This window comes from Leptolyngbya sp. FACHB-261 (assembly GCF_014696065.1).
In the GTDB taxonomy this organism is placed as follows: domain Bacteria; phylum Cyanobacteriota; class Cyanobacteriia; order FACHB-261; family FACHB-261; genus FACHB-261.
The window spans coordinates 312865-330526 of the sequence record NZ_JACJPL010000031.1; the positions used below are offsets into that span (position 1 = coordinate 312865).

A 17662-nucleotide genomic window follows, 5' to 3' on the forward strand; every position below is an offset into this window, starting at 1 on the left:
TGCGGTTGCTTTTTGTTCGGTTGAAAACAACCTAAACTGCTGAAGTAGACTTCAGAACCCAACGGTAGGGCGTATCTTGCTTGCGAAGCAGACCATTTAGCCGGTCATTTTCCTCTCTTGAGGCATAATTAACCGCTAGCGGCGGCTCATTCTCGTTCTCAAGATTTTGCAGGATGTAAAAAAGCTTTGAATCAACAGTCGTGCTCATCTTCATTTCTCTTTCACCCTGACGCGTTATATTAATTCTCTAATAGTCATCAATGTAATTTTGACTTCCAAAATTGACTATCGGTCCGGAGTTGGATTCTTGCAACTAGCAAGAAAAGCGGTAATCTTATCAGGGATCATAGATTTTGATAGGTTAACTCTTGACCATTGCGGCAAATAGGCTCTTTATGTGCTGATCGATACACCCAGGCTTAATCTTAACCCATGCTCAGCTTTCTGAAGATGTTACCGGTAGCAGGGGATACAGGCTGGTCCAGATCACGGACTGAAGTTGGCGCGTTGGCTCAAGCCAATTCTCTCATTGAAAGAAGTAGAAACAGAGAGCTAGATTACCTCTAGCTCTCAAACTTAAACTACACCTTGGAAGTCACCCTGGAGAAATCCCCTTGATTAGTTCAGGCTAAGACTTTAAACCCTTTTAAGCTTGAACACCTTAGATCTGAACACCTTAGACCTGAACAAAGAAATTAGATGCCGACAGGAAGGCGAGGTTGGCTAAGCTTGCAAAGTGAGTGCCAGTTCCCAAACCTGCCTCAGCTCCATTCTCGTTGTAGAACAGCTTGCCTGTTGTGTTGTTGTAGACGATCAGCGCTCCGCTAGCACCTGCACTGGCTAGCTCCGACGCAATGTCATTATTGATTACCGCAAACTGAGTATCTGTCAGCGCGTTACCAACTTGCACGGCAAGACGATCAAACTTGGTTGCATCCAGAACAATGCGATCTACCTGAGCAACACTGAAGTCAGTGATAATGTCAGCCAGTTGGAGACCATCATCAATGACAAAGTCATCGTTACCAGAGCCACCAGTCAAGTTATCAGCGCCAGTGCCACCGATCAGAATATCAGAGCCAGCGCCACCGTTGATGATGTCATTGTCCCTACCGCCACTGATCGTGTCATTGCCATCTCCACTAATCAAGGTGTTTTTGCCGTCATTGCCCGTGATCGCGTTATTTAGTGCATTGCCGGTGCCGTTGATATTGCCATAGGCACTTAAGACCAGATTCTCAAGGTTGGCGCCTAAAGTGTAGTTATTGGCTGTTGAGAAGACAGTATCAAGTTCACCGCCATTGAAATCTTCGACAACAACGTCAGCGAAAGAGCTGACCTGATAAGAGTCATTGCCTAAGCCACCCTCAAGCCGATCATCACCCGATTCACCGATTAGCGTGTCGTTACCAGCACCGCCGATTAGAGTATCGTTACCGCTGCCACCTTTGAGCTCGTTGTTGCCGTCATTGCCTACGATCGTGTTTACAGAATCATTACCAGTACCATCAACATTGGCTGTACCTGAGGCGAGGTATAAAATCTCGACGTTAGCGCTCAGAGTATAGTCAAGGTTAGCCTGCATATAAACGGTATCGGCATTGCCCTCCCCTGCTTCTTCGATAACGGTGTCTAGAGTAGCATCTACAAGGTAGGTATCATTACCTTCGTTGCCAATTAGAGTATCGTTACCACCGTTGCCATTGATGACGTTGTTACCGCTATTGCCGATGATGAAATTGTTGCTGGCGTTGCCAGTCGCATCGATGTTAGCAGTACCCGTTAGAACCAGGTTTTCGATAACATTAGTCAGGCTAGCAATCGAGAAGGTAATATTCGTCTCAATGGTGTCGTTGCCGTTACCGCCTGACTCAAGGATGGCATCTGAACCATCAGTTACATAGGTGTCGTTACCTGCGCCGCCGATCAAAGTATCAACACCTTCTCGACCGTCCAAGCGGTTATTGCCAGCGTTACCAGTAATCGTGTTATTGCCCGAATTACCTGTGCCATCAATGCTGGCACCACTCATCAAGACCAGGTTTTCAACTCCCTCTGAGAGCGCGAACGAGGCATAAGCTTCAACCACGTCGAAGCCACTGCCGCCTTCTTCACTGACAACATCTTGGCTAGCATTAATGACGTAAGTGTCATTGCCTGCACCGCCAATTAGCGTATCAGCACCGCCCTTGCCATCTAGACGGTTGTTGCCATTATTACCCTGGATAATATTGTTATCCGCATTGCCGGTACCGTTGCGATTGGCATTACCGATCAGGGTCAGGTTCTCAACATTGGCACCTAAGACGTAAGATTCACTAGAGATAACGGTATCAACTAAACCGCCGTTGAGTTGCTCAACAACAACATCCCCAGCAGAGTTGACATAATAAGTGTCATCCCCCTTACCGCCTTGGAGGTTGTCGTTACCGCCACTGCCATTCAGAATGTTGTTGTTATCGTTGCCAATGATTGTGTTGTTAAGACCATTGCCAGTCCCATAAATAGCTGGACCGAGCAGCGTTAGGTTTTCGTAAGTGGCACCTAAAGCGTAGTCAAAATTGGCAACGACTGTATCGATGCCACCGGCATCTGGTTCTAGAGGAGCATCAGCACTGTCAATGGAATAAGTGTCATCTCCCATACCGCCAATCAGGGTATCAGCACCTTCGCCACCAACTAGAGTATCGTTGCCGCCTAAGCCACTGAGAATGTTGTTGTTGCTGTTGCCGAAGATGCGATTATTAAGTTCGTTGCCTGTACCATGAGAGGCACCGAACTCCAGAATTAAGTTCTCTAGGTTAGCGCTCAAGGCGAACCGGAACGCTGAAGATCGAACGATATCAAAGCCGTTGTTAAAGTCTTCAACAATGCGGTCGCTGCCAAGATTAACAAAGTAAGTGTCGTTGCCAGTGCCACCGATTAATGTGTCTGCGCCTATACCACCATCAATAGTGTCATTACCATCCAGCCCGTTGAGAATATTATTGAAGCCGTTCCCGGTGATTTGGTTGTTATTCTCGTTGCCGTTACCGTTACGACCACGACCAGCCAAAATCAGAGCTTCGAGATTTGCTCCTAAAGTGAAGTTTAGGGCGAGTGAGCGGACTGTATCATAGCCCGCAGCGATCCCTTCATTCACCTGATCGGCAGCGACATTGACTACATAAGTGTCATCGCCCTTACCACCTTGTAAAGTATCAATGCCACCGCCGCCGTTTAAGACATTGTTATTGTCATTGCCAATAATTGTGTTATTGAGACCATTGCCGATGCCAAAAATAGCTGGACCGACTAACCTCAAATTTTCATAGGTTGGGCGCAAGGTGTAGTCAAAATTAGCGATGACGGTATCAACGCCTGCGGCATCTGCATTGAGTGGCGTATCCGTACTATCAATGACATAAGTGTCGTTGCCCACACCACCAACATAGGTGTCAACGCCATCGCCACCGACCAGCCGATCGTTACCACCACCACCCACTAAGCGGTCATTGCCAGACGCCCCAAATAGGCGGTCGTTACCAGCAGCACCATTTAAAAAGTCATTATCATCGAGTCCGTCTAAAAGATCGTTTCCGGCTAATCCAGAGATGGAATCGCCGACTGGCGTGCCCTTAAGGACGTTGTTGCCAGGATTACCATTAACAATTGCCATATCAGAGTGATCCGTAGAATTCAGTACTAGCTCTATTTTTTTATACTTTGATTAAAGCTTGTGTTCAGTAAAGCTACGCAGAAAATTTGATGAAGGTTTCCTGGCGAGCCCTTTGCAGCCGTAGAGCTACAGAAAAACATCCAGTTCTCAGAGCCTTCTTCGAGTCAAGACTTTGGGAACCGGATGTTTTGAGGTTTTACTGGAGAGTTCTTTCTAAAACGGTGTGGGCTAGGTAAGCGTGAGATTAAGTGCCCAGCTATTAAACCGCCCAGTGTCATTGGTAACTAGATCGCTCACGGTGATTCGCCACTCACCAGCCGCAGGGGTGTTAGCCAGGGAAGCTAGGGCTGGACTATCGGGAGCAGTAAACGTTTTCTTGAGGCCAGAGGTAGCTCCACCCTGAAGATCGTGCAGAAGCACAGTCTGCCCGCCTGAGGCCAGCAGCTTGATCCGCAAATCACCACTAAACGGATGGGTAATATCAACCTCAACCGTGACACTGCGGATCTTGCCTGCTTGAGTAACCGTCAATGTGCTGGTGACCCCCTTCGGGTCGCCATCCGGGATGGGCTGATCAACACGAGCGGTAAGCCGCAGCGGAGCAGACGTTGCAACTGCGGGAGTCGGTGTGGGCGCAGGGGCTGGGGCTGGCGCAGGTGTGGGCGTAGACGTAGAAACAGGTGCTGGCGTAGCCGTTGTTGGTGTCAGCGTCGAGATTAGGGCTGGTATGGGAGATGAGGAAGGCGTGGGTACTAGGACTGGAATGGGGACAGGAATAGGGGTAGGAGTTGGCGCAGGCCCAGAAGTTTGAGCGGGCGCAGGAGAAGGCTTAGGAGTTGGGGCAGCCGCAGGAGTTGGAGTGGGTGCAGGTGTTGAAGCAGGTGCAGGAGCCGGGGCAGGTGCAGGTGTTGGGGAGGATGCGGGTGCTTGGATAGAAGCAAGAGTTGGGGTTGGAGTTGACGGCGCAGAGGCTGAGGTTGGGGCGGGCGCAGGCGTTGGGGCGGGTACTGAGGTTGAAGTTTGGGCAGGCGCAGGCGTTGGTTTTGGAGTGGAAGTAGGGGCAGGCGCAGATGCTTGCGTAGAAACAGATGCCTGCGTAGGAGCAGGAGCAGCGCTTGGGGTTGGGGTTGAGATTGACGGCGCAGAGGCCGCTGCGGGAGTAGGGGTAGGCGTTGAAGCAGGTGCAGGAGCCGGAGTGGCTACCGGAGCCGGAGTCGGAGCCGGAGCCGGAGTCGGAGTCGGAGCAGGAGTTGGGGCTTGTGTGGGTGCTGGAGTGGGGGCCTTGAGCGCAGCAGCAGGAGCAGGTGTCGAAGTTTGAGCAGTCGCAGGCGTAGGAGCAGGCGCGGCAGACTGGGCGGCGGGTACTGGCGTGGTTGCAGGACCCGCACTAGGCGCACGGCTAGTGCCAAGCAGCAGCCCCAACTTCCAACTGCGCAGCTTCCCAACATCGTCTTTAACGCTATCAACCACTCGCAAGGACCACTTGCCCAGGCTAGTGGTATTACGTGCCGTCTCTAAACCAGGCGTGTCTTGAGGGGTAAATTTCTTCTGGAGACGAACGTTGCGACCCCCAGACTTAGATTGCAAGGTAATCGCGTTGCCTGACGGTGGAATCAAAATGACGTCGAGATCGCCCACAAAGGAGTCATGCTCAATATCAACCTCAACCTCAATGTCCTGAACATTGCCCGGTTGCAGACATTGAATACTGCTGGTTACGCCGGCGGGGGTGGCATCTGGAATGGGCAAGATCGTCGAATTTTCCAGGCGTAGCCAACCCGTTACAGGTGTCGGCGTGGTGGGGGTAGTGGGCGTAGTAGGCGTAGGCGTGGGGGTAGTAGGCGTAGTAGGAATGGGCGTAGGTGTAGTAGTAGGAGGGGCCGCGCGACGGGCAGCTTCCTGAACAGCCTTAGCCGCGTTGACCCGACCATAGCCAAACCATTGGGAATGCCCTTTAGCGTCGTAATTCCCCCGGTTGACGTTAAATTGCGGATCAACGCTGTTGTCCACAATCTTGTCAGCAGTCTGCTCAATAATCTGCCGCACTTCGCGAGCAGTCAGGTTGGGATTGGCCGAGATCACCAGGGCAGCAACACCAGCGACAATTGGTGCTGCGCTGGAGGTACCACCAAAGGTGCTGGTAAATTCACCCGGACCATAACCAGCTGGCCCAGTGCGGTCAGTGGTATAAATGGCCCGACCCACCAGCAGGCTATCGGCAATCGATGGCCCCGTACGGGTGTAGCCAGTGCGCTCCAGGAAAAGACCGGGGTGGGCATTGTTGCTAGGCGCACAAACGGAAACTTCAGGCCCCCAGTTGCTGTAGGCCGCTTTTTTGTTCAAGCTGGTGATCGCTGAAATTGCCATCACATCGGGGTTGGTGCAAAAGCCATCGAGCCACTGAGTCGCTCCTTTAATGGCATCGCGTGGCCAGCCTTGCTCATCCACCGCCCCTTTGATCGGACGATTGGCATTGCCGCAGGCGAAGACAACCACGCAGCCCTTGCCCCTGCGACCATTATTCACAACGTTCCGAATCGCCGCCTGTTGTCGAATGGACAGCGGAAAAGTCAGCGTGCTAGGACCCCAGCTACAGGACAGAACAGCTGCACCATTCTGCGTCACATGGGCGAACAGAGCCTCAATCGTGTTGTCATCCAGGAAACCGGAGGTGCGAATCGGCATGAAGGCGCAGCCTGGGGCTACCCCTACTGAGCCGTAACCGTTTTCTTCGGCTATCGCTAAACCGGCACAGGCAGTACCATGCTTTTCTTGGGCCGAACCAGGATTTGGGTCAGCGTCACGGTCGCTAAAATCACGAGGGGCAACAATTTTGCCCGTTCCTTGAAAGTCGCGATGGCTGAGGTCAAAACCGTCGTCAGCTACAGCAACAATTACCTCGCGCTTACCGCGAGTGATATCCCAGGCCTGGTCCGCGAAAATATGAGAGTTAGGTGCTAATTGAGCTCCACCGTTGTTGCTGAGATGCCACTGCTGCAAATAGCCCTCATCTTTGGGTTGATAACGAGCAGAGGCCTCAACTACCATCTCCGGCTCAGCCTGCGAAACCTCTGGCATAGCCGCGAGGCGGTTGGTGATTTTGACCGGGTTCTCGGTGGCCCGACGCGTCACCAAAAACACAGAAGTTTTATCCAATCCCTCTACTGGCTTTAGAAACTGAAGTCCAAAGCGATTGGCGATTTCTTCAATGGTTGAATCGTCAGTTCCTGGGGCAAATTGCACCGTAATTTGATCGGTAAAGTAGACAAATGCGCCCGGATTGTCGCGTAGTTTGTAAACCCGGCTGACAAAGGCAACATCTTCCTGCTGCCGAAGATCGGCGATTGCTGCCTCAGCCTGGCCTGGATCAACGCTGAATTCGTCCAGGTTTGTGTTGGGAATGGCCCGAACAAAGGTAGCTGAGACAGTTTGGCCTAAGTCTTCAGGAGAGCGGGGAGCAGCGGTAGCAGGAGTCGTGCGAACGATGAAGCGATCATCGACGCGCTGCAAGTCCAGCTCCTGTCCTCCCCGCTGTAGAACTCTGCCTAAATCTGCCTCGTCCACCATTCCAGCAATCCTCACCTGTGCAGTGCCACGATTTTAGTACGCGTCTAGCCTACAGGCTGGCAGTGATGGCGAAATCCTGCCTCTACGAGTTTCCTTTGCGCTTCAGGCGATTAATCTCATCCTGCAATTCCTGAATCTGGCGCTGAAGTTCAGCCGCTTCACTCGGAGCTGGGGGCGTGGAATTGATGTCAATGGTTGAGTCTTCGCCCCGAACGTAATTGCCAGACTTGATGTTGTAATACTCAGAAGACAGAGACCACTCGCGCAAATAATGCACTCGATCCACTGGAAAGGGATGGCTCAGAATCGCGCCTTGCCCACCGTTATAAAGCAAAAACTTATAGACCTGATTTAAGCCGTCACTGTCGAGCTGCTGAAACTGCTCAGACTGTTTAATGAACTCCTCCAAACTGCACTCATGGCCAAATTGGTGACAGCCACCCGAGAACTTCATCATTGAGCTGACCACGACATTGAGATCATCGAGTGCCAGTAGGGCCGCTCGGTCACAGGAGAGTTCTGCTTTACGCTTCCATTCATGAAAGGCGTAAATGAGCCCGGTACCCACTACGTTACCAATACCAAAGGTGAGTTCGCCGATGGTCGTAATTGCGCCCATCACCCACATTGCCATCTGAATCAAGATCGTATGGCCACACTTAATGTGGCCAAGTTCATGCGCAAGAACGGACCGAATCTCGTCCTCGTTCATCAAATCCAGTAGACCAGAATTAATGACGATATAAGGCCGTTCCTGTCCTAGTGAGTAGGCATTAGCAATTGGGTTTTGGGTGGCAAACAGGATGGGTTCTGGATGCACATCTAGATCGCGAACACACTCACGAAAAATGCGATAGAGCGTTGCATACTGTCGTGGGCCAACTTGAATGCTATTACCAGAGTGATAAATCAGCTGTGGGCGTTCATAAATAAACTCGACAAACTTGCGAGCCACCAAGTTAAAGCCCGGTAGATTGCGCAACGCTAGTTCCGCTTGCGCATCGAGAGGGTGTCTGAAGGCTTCGCTAGAAAGGCCAGGGTAGGTAGGCATCGCAATTCCTTCACGCTCTGCCCTCACATTCTCGCTAGATTTTTTGATTTTGGGTACCGGCCAAGACCTTGAGCCCTCTGAGATGAGGCAAATCAGGTTTTGCGCAGCAACAAGGCCTCAAGTCCCCAAGCGCCTTTTGCCCTCCAGAGCTGCAGGCAACCCAGGCCTAAATCACAGGGATAAGGCTACATCACCAACAAACGATAGATGCCAGGACAATCGATCGCCGCTAGGATCAACGTGCTACACCTGGTTTGCCCCAGTGCGCCGACTGCCTATTCCGGCCTCCTACGCCGATCCCTGGAGCATTACTCATGGAGCTTGTTACCGATCCACCCATTTCCGTCAAGATCCGCAAAATGAAAGAGCGGGTGCGATGGCAAGAGCCAGAAATGGTTAAACGGGGCATCGATCAGACTCGCATGGTCCTGGACGATGGTCAGCAGGACAATCCAGACTTCTCTTTTATTGTTTTAGGGGATAGTGGTTCGGGGTCCTATCGAGGTTATAATCCCCAGCGCCGAGTCGCTGAACTCATGCTGGAACAGCGGGACGGCTGTCGGTTTGTGCTACACACCGGCGATGTCATTTATTTCGTCGGCTCAAGCGAGTTTTACCCCAAAAACTTTATCGAGCCCTATCGGGAATTTCTAGTAGGTGGCGAAAATCACGAGCGCATTGCCTATGACCAAATGGTTTTCAACTTGCCTATTTTGCCCGTCTTAGGCAACCACGATTATTACGATCTGCCGCTGCTCTACGGCCTGCTGGCTCAAGGCACCCGACCCCTGCGTCGCTTGCTTCGATCCAAGATTGATTTTGATATTGGCTTGCATGGCTCGCATCAAGGCGATGCCTACGCCCGGGCCTTTCTGGATTACCTCAAAGCGCTGCCCAATCCCGCTGATTTAAGCGCTCACCTCGATCAGCATTACACAGCCAAAACCGAGACTGGTTTCTGTCTGCGTTATGAACCGGGGCAATTCACTCGCCTGCCCAACCGTTACTACAGCTTCCGCTACGGCGGCATCGATTTCTTTGCCTTAGATTCCAATACGTTCAATGCACCGCTACCTTTGCCAGCGACCCGAGAGGGTGACGCTTACCGGCACACGCTCGAACAGCGACGAGCTGAACAAGCGCAAAAGAAACAGGAACTCATGAATGCTGGCATGAGCCTCAGCTCCAACCCGCCGGAACAAGTAGAAGAACACGACGACTTGCGCACCAAGATTGAGCAAATTGACGAGGTAATCCACGACATCGATCAGCAATTAGCCGCTAATGAAACAACGGTCACGGATACTGAGCAGTTGAAGTGGCTGCAACAAGGGCTAATCAAATCCTGGAACACTTCCGAGGTGCGTGGGCGGATCATCTATTTCCACCATCCTCCCTATGTCACTGAGGCATCTAAGTGGCATCAGGCCCAAACCCTCGCCATTCGCCACCGCTTGCGTCAAGTTCTGGACAACGTTGCCAAGGCCGTCGGCGCTCAGGCTCAGGACCGCCCGCTGGTCGATCTGATCTTGAATGGTCATGCCCACTGTCTGGATTATGTTCGGACTCTGGACACGGGTCATGCTGATGCCAACTTAAACTGGATTGTCTGCGGTGGCAGTGGCTTCAGTCTCCGTCGCCAACGCACGGAAGGGCCGGAACTCATTGAGGGGGTTGGGGGTCTTGGAAGTAGCCAAACTCGCCTAGTGGCAAAGTCTCTGCTCTACGTTGGCCGCAATGGCCACGGCTATCAGAAGCGACGCCCCTACTCCTTCTTGCGCATTGATGTTCAAGATGGGCGACCGCCCAAATTCACAGTGCGGCCCTTTGCAGCGGAGCGAACCCAAAGACAGTGGCAAACCCAAGCAATCAAGCCGTTTGTAATTTGAGGGTGCAGACCAGTTACTCTGCTCTAAATCTGAACTCAAGGAGGGCAAGGTGGATACACTTTTAATCGTCAACCCAACCTCTGGACCTAATGACCAAGCCAGTTTGCTACGCGATATTATCAAAGCTCTCCAAGACCAAAACATTCGGGCTGAGGTTAGCCTAACCACCCCGGATTCTGATGGGCAAGCTCTGGCTGCTGAGGCCGCGCAAGCAGGAACTAAATTGGTGATTGCGGCGGGTGGCGATGGCACTATCGAAGCAGTAGCTCGGGGTTTAATTCACACCTCAACGGCCCTAGGTATTATCCCTCTGGGAACCCGGAATAACATTGCGGCCAGTTTGAGTATCCCCAACAACTTAGAGCAAGCCGCTCGAATTTTGGTAGAAGGGGAAAGCTGCCAAATTGATGTGGGCAAAGCGAACGATCACTACTTTCTAGAAGTGGTTGGTATAGGCCTTGAGGCAGTTCTCTTTCCCTGTGGCGATGAAGTCAAAGAAGCGGTCAAGAAAAATCGTCTGGCTCTACTCAGGAGTGTGTTGAGTGGCCTCAAGATCTTTTCAGAGTTCCGGTCTCACCGCTTAGTCCTACGGCTCAATGGTCGACGCCTGCTACGGCTACGCACTCTTCAGGTCAACATCTGCAATAGTCCGCGCTATGGTATGGAATTTGCCTTAGCTCCTAATGCCAAAATGGACGACGGCAAGCTGGACGTAATCTACCTTGACAACGCTTCCAAATGGGAGCATCTTCAGCACTTTTTCACTGCCATGCGCGGTCAGCCTCTATCCCGCGAACAACTCCGAACTTATCAGGCTGCCAGAATCGAAGTTAGAAGCTACCATCCCCTAAAAGTCCACGCCGATGGTGACTGTATAGGCAATACTCCACTCACAGTTGAGGTTGTACCCAAAGCTCTCCGGGTGCGCGTCCCGACCCCTGAGTTACTGACAAAATTTGCCGAAGAGGAAGGTCAGAGCAGCATTCCAGCCCTTAGCGAGCTGCCTGGAGGGGCATAAAACAGTCTCCGCTTCCGAGGAATCACGGTGCGGCAAGCCGAGGCTCTAAGTTAGCTTAGACTCATCTCAAACTGGAGGCGAGTCGTGGGCATCATCGACAAGATTAGATGCGAGTTTGTTGACATCATCGAATGGTTGGACCCCACCAACGATACGATGGCTTACCGCTTCGAGCGCTTCCAGAACGAGATCAAAAGGGGCTCCAAATTGACGGTACGGCCTGGTCAAATGGCCGTGCTTGTTAATGAAGGTCGCATTGCCGATGTTTTTGCGCCAGGGCTTTACCCACTCAGCACTCAAAACTTACCAATTCTCAGTACTCTGATGGGTTGGAGCTATGGCTTCAACTCGCCCTTTAAAGCTGAGGTTTACTTCTTTAGCACCCGCACATTTACAAACTTGAAATGGGGAACCTCTAACCCCGTTATCGTGCGCGACCCAGAGCTAGGGCCGGTACGTCTGCGTGGCTACGGTACCTATGGGGTGCGAGTGGCTAAGCCAGAAGAGTTTTTGCAACAACTAATCGCTACCGATGGCCTATTTCAGGTCAATGAAATCAGTGGTCAAATTCGCAACTTGATTGTGACCCAGGTTGCCACCTGGCTTGGACGGTCTAACATTCCCCTGCTAGACTTTGCCGCGCACTACAGCGACATGGGAGAGACGATTCGAGCAGGTATTCAGCCTGAATTGGATCGCTTCGGCCTAGAAGTCACCCAGTTGTTAATCGAGAACATTTCACTACCCGCAGAAGTCGAAGCTGCTTTAGACAAGCGCACCTCAATGGGCTTGCTAGGAGACTTGCAGCAGTACGCACAGTTCCAGGCAGCCAATGCTATTGAAACCGCAGCCAAAAATCCTGGAGGCGGTAACTCCCCGCTAGAATTCGGGGTGGGCCTCGCCATGGGACAGCAGATGGTGGCGGCCATGCAACCGAAAGCACTGCAGCCCCTCCAACCAGTTTCACAACCTCAAGCCGCACCGCCTCCGCCTGTGCCCTCCACTCAGTGGTACTTGTCGCGAGACGGGCAAAACTTCGGTCCCTTTGCGGCTGATCAACTGCTGGCTCAAGGCTTGACGGCTCAGTCCTATATCTGGCGAGCAGGGCAAGACGGCTGGAAGCGAGCAATAGAGCTCCCAGAACTAGCCTCGCTGTTGGCAGCAGTGCCGCCTTCCCCGCAGAGCTAAACGCCACAGGCTCACTATGGACCCGTCAAAACTTGTCAACCGCTTTCCCTGTCCAGGTTGCGGTGCGGATTTGGAATTTCAACCCAAAATTGGGCGGCTCCAATGCCCTTACTGTGGGCGCGAGGAGCAAATTCAGCACGGCAATCAGGCAGTCGAAGAACACCCCTACAGCCAAGCCCTTAACTCACTGACGGGCCAAACCTCTCTATTATCCAGCCAAGCTTTAGAAGTCGCCTGCTCTGACTGTGGGGCCAGCATCACGTTTGAACCGCCTGAAGTGGCAGGCAAATGTCCCTTTTGCGCAGCCAATATTGTCACGCAACCCAAGTCAGCTCACCCGGTTTTAACCCCTGGAGGAGTCCTACCTTTTGCAATGCAAAAACAAGAGGCACGCACTAATATTCAGCAGTGGCTAGGCAATCGTTGGTTCGCCCCCAACAGCCTCAACAAAATAGCCCAGCAGGAAGAACTTTCTGGCGTCTATTTGCCCTTTTGGACCTACGATTGTCAAGCCATCAGTGATTACCGGGGGGAGCGAGGCGAACACTATTATGTCACCGAAACCTACACAGAAATTGAGGATGGCAAGAGCGTCACCAAAACACGTCAAGTCCAGAAAACTCGCTGGCATCCAGCCTCTGGCAGGGTATCTCGGTTATTTGATGATGTCTTAGTTGCTGCTACCCAAGTTGTAAACAAGAAGCGATTAGATGCGTTAGAGCCTTGGGATTTGTCAGCCTTGTGTCCTTACCAGCCCTCTTACCTAGCAGGTTTCAAAGCTCAACGTTACCAAGTCAAATTAGACGAGGGCTTTGAGGTCGCCAAGCAATGGATGACTTCGGTCATCCATCAAGATGTCTGTCGCAATATCGGTGGCGATGAGCAGCGAGTGCATCACATTGCCACTACGCACCGAAACACCACGTTTAAACACATCTTGCTACCAATTTGGATCTCGGCCTATCGCTTCAACAACCAGCAATATCAAGTACTGGTTAATGCCCGCACAGGCGAAGTATTGGGCGACCGCCCCTATAGCGCTTGGAAAATTCTCAGCTTCGCCCTTCTCTGTACTGCTGTATTGGCAGGAGTGCTGTGGCTCCTGAATCCTCAGCAGCAAAACGACCTACCTTTGCCTGTCCCGCCTTCGGACCAGCCTCCTTAGACTACCAATTCATACAGTTTGTATTAGTACAGTTCTATGTTACACCGGAGGAGTAGAAAATACAGTTCTAGACAGCTCTAGGAGGTCACATGCTTGAGGCTCAGCATCAGCTGGTAGTCGGCTCTCCTGACCTGGTTGGGACTACCTTCCCCAGCCTGTTCGTTTCCCACGGAGCCCCCAACTTGGTGTTTGAAGATGCTCCTGCCCACCATTTTCTTAAGCAGTTGGGCACTCAAGTTGGGCGCCCCAGTGCGATCTTGGTGATTTCAGCCCACTGGGCCACAGCCTGTCCTACCGTGAGTGCTGCATCCCAGCCAGAGACCATTCACGATTTTTCTGCCTTTACCCCGGAGCTTTATCAGTTGCGATACCCAGCAGCTGGTGCGCCAGATCTAGCTGAGCGGGTAGTGAACTTGCTGGTCACGAGCGGCATTGAAGCTGAATTAGACCCCAGCCGTGGTTTAGACCATGGCGCCTGGAACCCTCTGCTCCTGATGTATCCAGATGCCGAGATTCCAGTAACGCAACTGTCGCTTCAGCCTCGCTTAGGTCCTGCACATCACCTCGCAATCGGACAAGCTTTAGCGCCTCTACGTCACGAAGGGGTGCTGATGCTGGCCAGTGGCAGCCTCACCCATAACCTCTGGGAGCTAGAAGCCAACCGCTCCAATGCTCAAGCTCCAGTTTGGGCCAGCGAGTTCGTTGACTGGATCACCGCCGCTGCAACTGATCACAAGCTTGAGCAACTCCTCAACTACCGGCAACTCGCGCCCCATGCAGAACGCAACCATCCCACCGAAGAGCACTTACTACCCCTGTTTGTGGCCATCGGCGCAGGCAACTTAGGAGTCAAAACCCGGCTTCTCCATTCCAGCTTTACCTATGGCAGCCTCAGCATGGCCGCCTATGCCTTTGCTTGATTCGGGTTATCTAACGTTTAGCCAAAAGCTGGACCTTCAACAGACCAACTCCGCTGATAAACTGAGGGAGTTTACGTTTCGGGGATCTTATGGCAACGTTTCTGCTGGAAGTGGGCACCGAGGAACTGCCAGCCAGTTTTGTCAGTGAGGCCCTCGTCCAGTGGCAAGAGCGCATTCCCCGCTCTCTCAAGGAGGCCTTTCTAGAATCTGCTCAGGTTTCGGTATACGGCACGCCTCGTCGTCTGGCAGTTCTGATCTCCGGACTACCAGCGCAACAGCCCGACCGCGAGGAGGAAGCCAAAGGCCCAGCGGTGCAAGCCGCCTTCAGAGAAGGTGTGCCGACCAAAGCCGCTGAAGGTTTTGCCCGTAGCAAAGGGGCAAGCCCCAGTGACCTCTATGCAAAGAACACAAACAAAGGCGAATTTGTCTTTCTGCGCATCAAAACCCCAGGTCGTCCCACCGCTGAGGTACTTAAGGACCTAGCTCCTGGCTGGATCACGGGCCTAGAGGGCAAGCGCCTGATGCGTTGGGGCAACGGCGATCTTAAATTTCCTCGTCCGATTCGCTGGTTGGTCGCCCTGCTCGATACCCAGGCCTTACCCCTCAGTATTGGTGGGGTAGATGCGGGACGCTTGAGCCGAGGCCACCGCGTTCTCTGCCCGAGTGAAACAGTCGAAATTGCCAGCGCCGATACCTACCTAGCCACCTTAGAAGCTGCCTTTGTGCTGGCCGATCCTCAGGAGCGTAGCCGTCGCATCCAAGCACAGCTACAGAGTGCAGCTGTCAGGACTGGTAGTGAAGTCGAAGTGCTGCCCGATCTGCTGGCAGAAGTGGTGCATCTGGTCGAGTGGCCAACTGCAATTGTGGGGCAGTTCGAGCCGGAATTCTTGGAACTACCAGCGCCTGTAATCAAGACCGAAATGGTCAGTCACCAGCGCTACTTCCCCTTGCACGATGCAGGCAAGCCCGAGGCAATAAAACCGAGCTTTATCACGATTTCCAATGGCGACCCCGCTAAGGCCGATATCATCGCGGAAGGCAATGCGCGGGTGATTCGCGCTCGGCTCTCTGATGGCCGCTTCTTCTACACCGAAGACCGTCAGCAACCCCTGGAAAGCTATGCGCCTCGCCTGAGCAAAGTTACCTTCCAGGAAGATCTCGGTTCAGTCGCGGACAAAGTCGAGCGCATCGTTACTGTTGCCAGTTGGGTTGCCGAGCAGCTGAGTTGCTCTACAGAGGAACGCCATCTGATTGAACGCACGGCCCGACTTTGCAAGGCTGATCTAGTCACCCAAATGGTGGGTGAATTCCCTGAGCTTCAGGGCATTATGGGCAGCGATTACGCTCGGAACACTGAACCAGAAGCGGTAGCAACAGGCATCTTTGAGCATTACTTGCCGCGCGGTGCTGAAGACGCTCTACCACAGAGTCTGACCGGGCGAGTAGTGGGTATTGCCGATCGGCTGGATACCCTAGTCGGTATTTTCGGCTTGAGCATGTTGCCGACTGGCTCCTCCGATCCCTTTGCCTTGCGGCGAGCTGCTAACGGCATTCTCAACGTGGTTTGGAACGCAAATTATGCCCTGAACTTGGGCCAGCTTCTAGACCAGGCGGTTGCTCGATTTACGCCGGTCAAATCCACCCCAGAAGTTCTGCGCCGACAACTGACTGACTTTTTCAGCCAGCGCATTCGCACCCTACTTCAGGATGAGCAGGACATTGATTATGACTTGGTCAATGCTGTTTTGGGCGAAGGCGATGCTGAATATATTGCTCGGGCTTTGGCCGATTTATTAGATGTGCGCAAGCGGGCTCAGTTTCTCCAATCAACCCGTCAAGACGGTACTTTGGAGCGACTCTACGAAAGCGTCAATCGAGTTGCTCGACTGGCTACTCAGGGTTCCCTGCCCACCGACGTTCTCGATCCGGCTCAAGTCGTAGACCCCAGCCTATTTCAACAGCCCTCCGAGCAGGCCTTGTACGAAGCGGCTGTCCGTTTAGCGGAGCGGGCTACTACAGCGCGTCAAAGCCGAGACTATGGCCTGTTAGTACAAGCCTTAGCTGAAGCAGCCCCAGCCGTGAGCCAATTTTTTGACGGACCGCAAAGCGTTTTAGTCATGGACCCAGACCCTAAGCTCAAGCAGAATCGTTTGAACTTGCTGGGAGTTCTGCGCAACAACGCTCGGTTGCTAGCTGACTTTGGTCCAATCGTTAAGCCCTAGGCTCTTTAGCAAGCCTTAGCTAGCCCTTTAGCGGATTGAACTCTAGATAAACTATGCAGCCCCTAGGAAAACCTAAGGGCTGCAAGTTTTATACGAGGCGTTTATTCAACGTTGAAACGCTCAACGCGACCACCGGCAGTCCGACGGCGTAAGGCCATCGCACCGGCTACTGCAACTGCACCTAGAGCAGCAGTCATGCCAGGTTCAGGAACTGACTCAGTTTCAGCCGACTTAGCTTCTACTGTGACTTTGAAGTCGTTGTAGTCTACCAGGGCTTGTCCAACCTTTAGAGGCTGCGTTCCCTTGTTCTTCTTAGTTACGGTGTCCTCAAAGCCAACCGCTGCAGAACTAGCGAAGGGATCAGCGCTAGAACTACCCACAACAGTACCCTTAGCTGGCTCAGCGTTCAGGTCATTGCTGAAGTAGACCTGGGTGCCAAACAGACCCTTATTGAGCGCAGTGGTTGAGTAGACAGTCGGCCGGACAATATTACCCGAGAGAGACTGTAGACCAAAGGTATAGTTCACGCCTTTAAGGAACGTGAACGAGTTGCTGCAGGTGAGGACCGTCTTGCCGCAGGTGCCAATCCAATCATTCGCGCTGCCGCTGTCGCTTGGCTTGACTTCCTCGAACAACTTCGTGAAAGTCCCTACCTCGCCATCCGTATCGACTTCATACACACCGAAGGTCGATTGGAATTTACCGTGCGACTCAACGAAGTTGAAGGTGCCAATCGTATCCTTGTCGAAGCGGATGCCATCGGTACCGAAGTCAAAGGTACCGGCTTGGGCTGGCGAAGCAACGGCTGCTGTTGCCGCCATCGCAGCGAAGGCCATGAAGCCGTGGGTGAGGCGCTGCTGAGTTAGTGAAGAGGTGCTCATAAAATTAGGAGACTCCAGAAAAGTTGAGAATTTGATTTGAGCCTGTTCCACAACAAGACTTCCGGCTTGAGCCAGAGAGAGTTATGGAAGCGTCTCCGTAATC

11 protein-coding genes are annotated in these 17662 nt (G+C 52.7%); 6 read left to right on the forward strand and 5 right to left on the reverse strand.

Annotated features, from left to right (window positions below; translation table 11 throughout):
* Positions 1 to 31 precede the first annotated feature (31 nt).
* The 4 genes from H6F94_RS26575 to H6F94_RS26590 all read right to left on the reverse strand — a co-directional run bounded on the left by H6F94_RS26575 (position 32) and on the right by H6F94_RS26590 (position 8276).
* Positions 32 to 208 carry a hypothetical protein gene (locus H6F94_RS26575; RefSeq protein WP_190805286.1) on the reverse strand — a complete coding sequence of 59 codons (177 nt, stop codon included), beginning with the start codon at positions 206 to 208 and terminating at the stop codon, positions 32 to 34.
* 468 nt (positions 209 to 676) lie between these two features.
* A complete protein-coding gene (locus tag H6F94_RS26580) occupies positions 677 to 3658 on the reverse strand; it encodes a beta strand repeat-containing protein (protein ID WP_190805287.1) in 2982 nt (993 codons plus the stop codon).
* A gap of 228 nt (positions 3659 to 3886) precedes the next feature.
* Positions 3887 to 7225, reverse strand: coding sequence for a S8 family serine peptidase (locus tag H6F94_RS26585; RefSeq protein ID WP_190805288.1), 3339 nt, complete (start codon positions 7223 to 7225; stop codon positions 3887 to 3889).
* 82 nt (positions 7226 to 7307) lie between these two features.
* Positions 7308 to 8276 (reverse strand): M48 family metallopeptidase, encoded by a 969-nt coding sequence (locus H6F94_RS26590; RefSeq protein WP_190805289.1) that lies wholly within the window; start codon positions 8274 to 8276, stop codon positions 7308 to 7310.
* 314 nt (positions 8277 to 8590) lie between these two features.
* Here H6F94_RS26590 and H6F94_RS26595 point away from each other — a divergent pair, with 314 nt between their 5' ends.
* The 6 genes from H6F94_RS26595 (at position 8591) to glyS (ending at position 16678) form a co-directional block, all read left to right on the forward strand.
* Positions 8591 to 10165 carry a metallophosphoesterase family protein gene (locus H6F94_RS26595; protein WP_190805290.1) on the forward strand — a complete coding sequence of 525 codons (1575 nt, stop codon included), beginning with the start codon at positions 8591 to 8593 and terminating at the stop codon, positions 10163 to 10165.
* Between the two features lie 49 nt (positions 10166 to 10214).
* On the forward strand, positions 10215 to 11183 hold the full coding sequence (locus H6F94_RS26600; protein ID WP_190805291.1) for a diacylglycerol/lipid kinase family protein: 969 nt from the start codon (positions 10215 to 10217) through the stop codon (positions 11181 to 11183).
* 84 nt (positions 11184 to 11267) lie between these two features.
* Complete coding sequence (locus H6F94_RS26605; RefSeq protein ID WP_190805292.1) at positions 11268 to 12371, forward strand: SPFH domain-containing protein; 1104 nt, start codon at positions 11268 to 11270, stop codon at positions 12369 to 12371.
* Positions 12372 to 12387: 16 nt separating this feature from the next.
* Positions 12388 to 13536, forward strand: a complete 1149-nt coding sequence (locus H6F94_RS26610; protein ID WP_190805293.1) for a TFIIB-type zinc ribbon-containing protein — start codon at positions 12388 to 12390, stop codon at positions 13534 to 13536.
* An 89-nt stretch (positions 13537 to 13625) separates the two neighbouring features.
* Entirely contained in the window at positions 13626 to 14456 is an 831-nt protein-coding gene (locus H6F94_RS26615) for a DODA-type extradiol aromatic ring-opening family dioxygenase (protein ID WP_190805294.1), read from the forward strand.
* Between the two features lie 89 nt (positions 14457 to 14545).
* Positions 14546 to 16678, forward strand: coding sequence for a glycine--tRNA ligase subunit beta (glyS, locus tag H6F94_RS26620; protein ID WP_190805295.1), 2133 nt, complete (start codon positions 14546 to 14548; stop codon positions 16676 to 16678).
* A gap of 101 nt (positions 16679 to 16779) precedes the next feature.
* On the opposite strand, the gene H6F94_RS26625 is transcribed toward glyS, so the two are convergent.
* The gene (locus tag H6F94_RS26625; RefSeq protein ID WP_190805296.1) at positions 16780 to 17559 is read right to left on the reverse strand and encodes a PEP-CTERM sorting domain-containing protein; all 780 of its coding nucleotides are present in this window, start codon (positions 17557 to 17559) and stop codon (positions 16780 to 16782) included.
* Between the last annotated feature and the right edge of the window lie 103 nt (positions 17560 to 17662).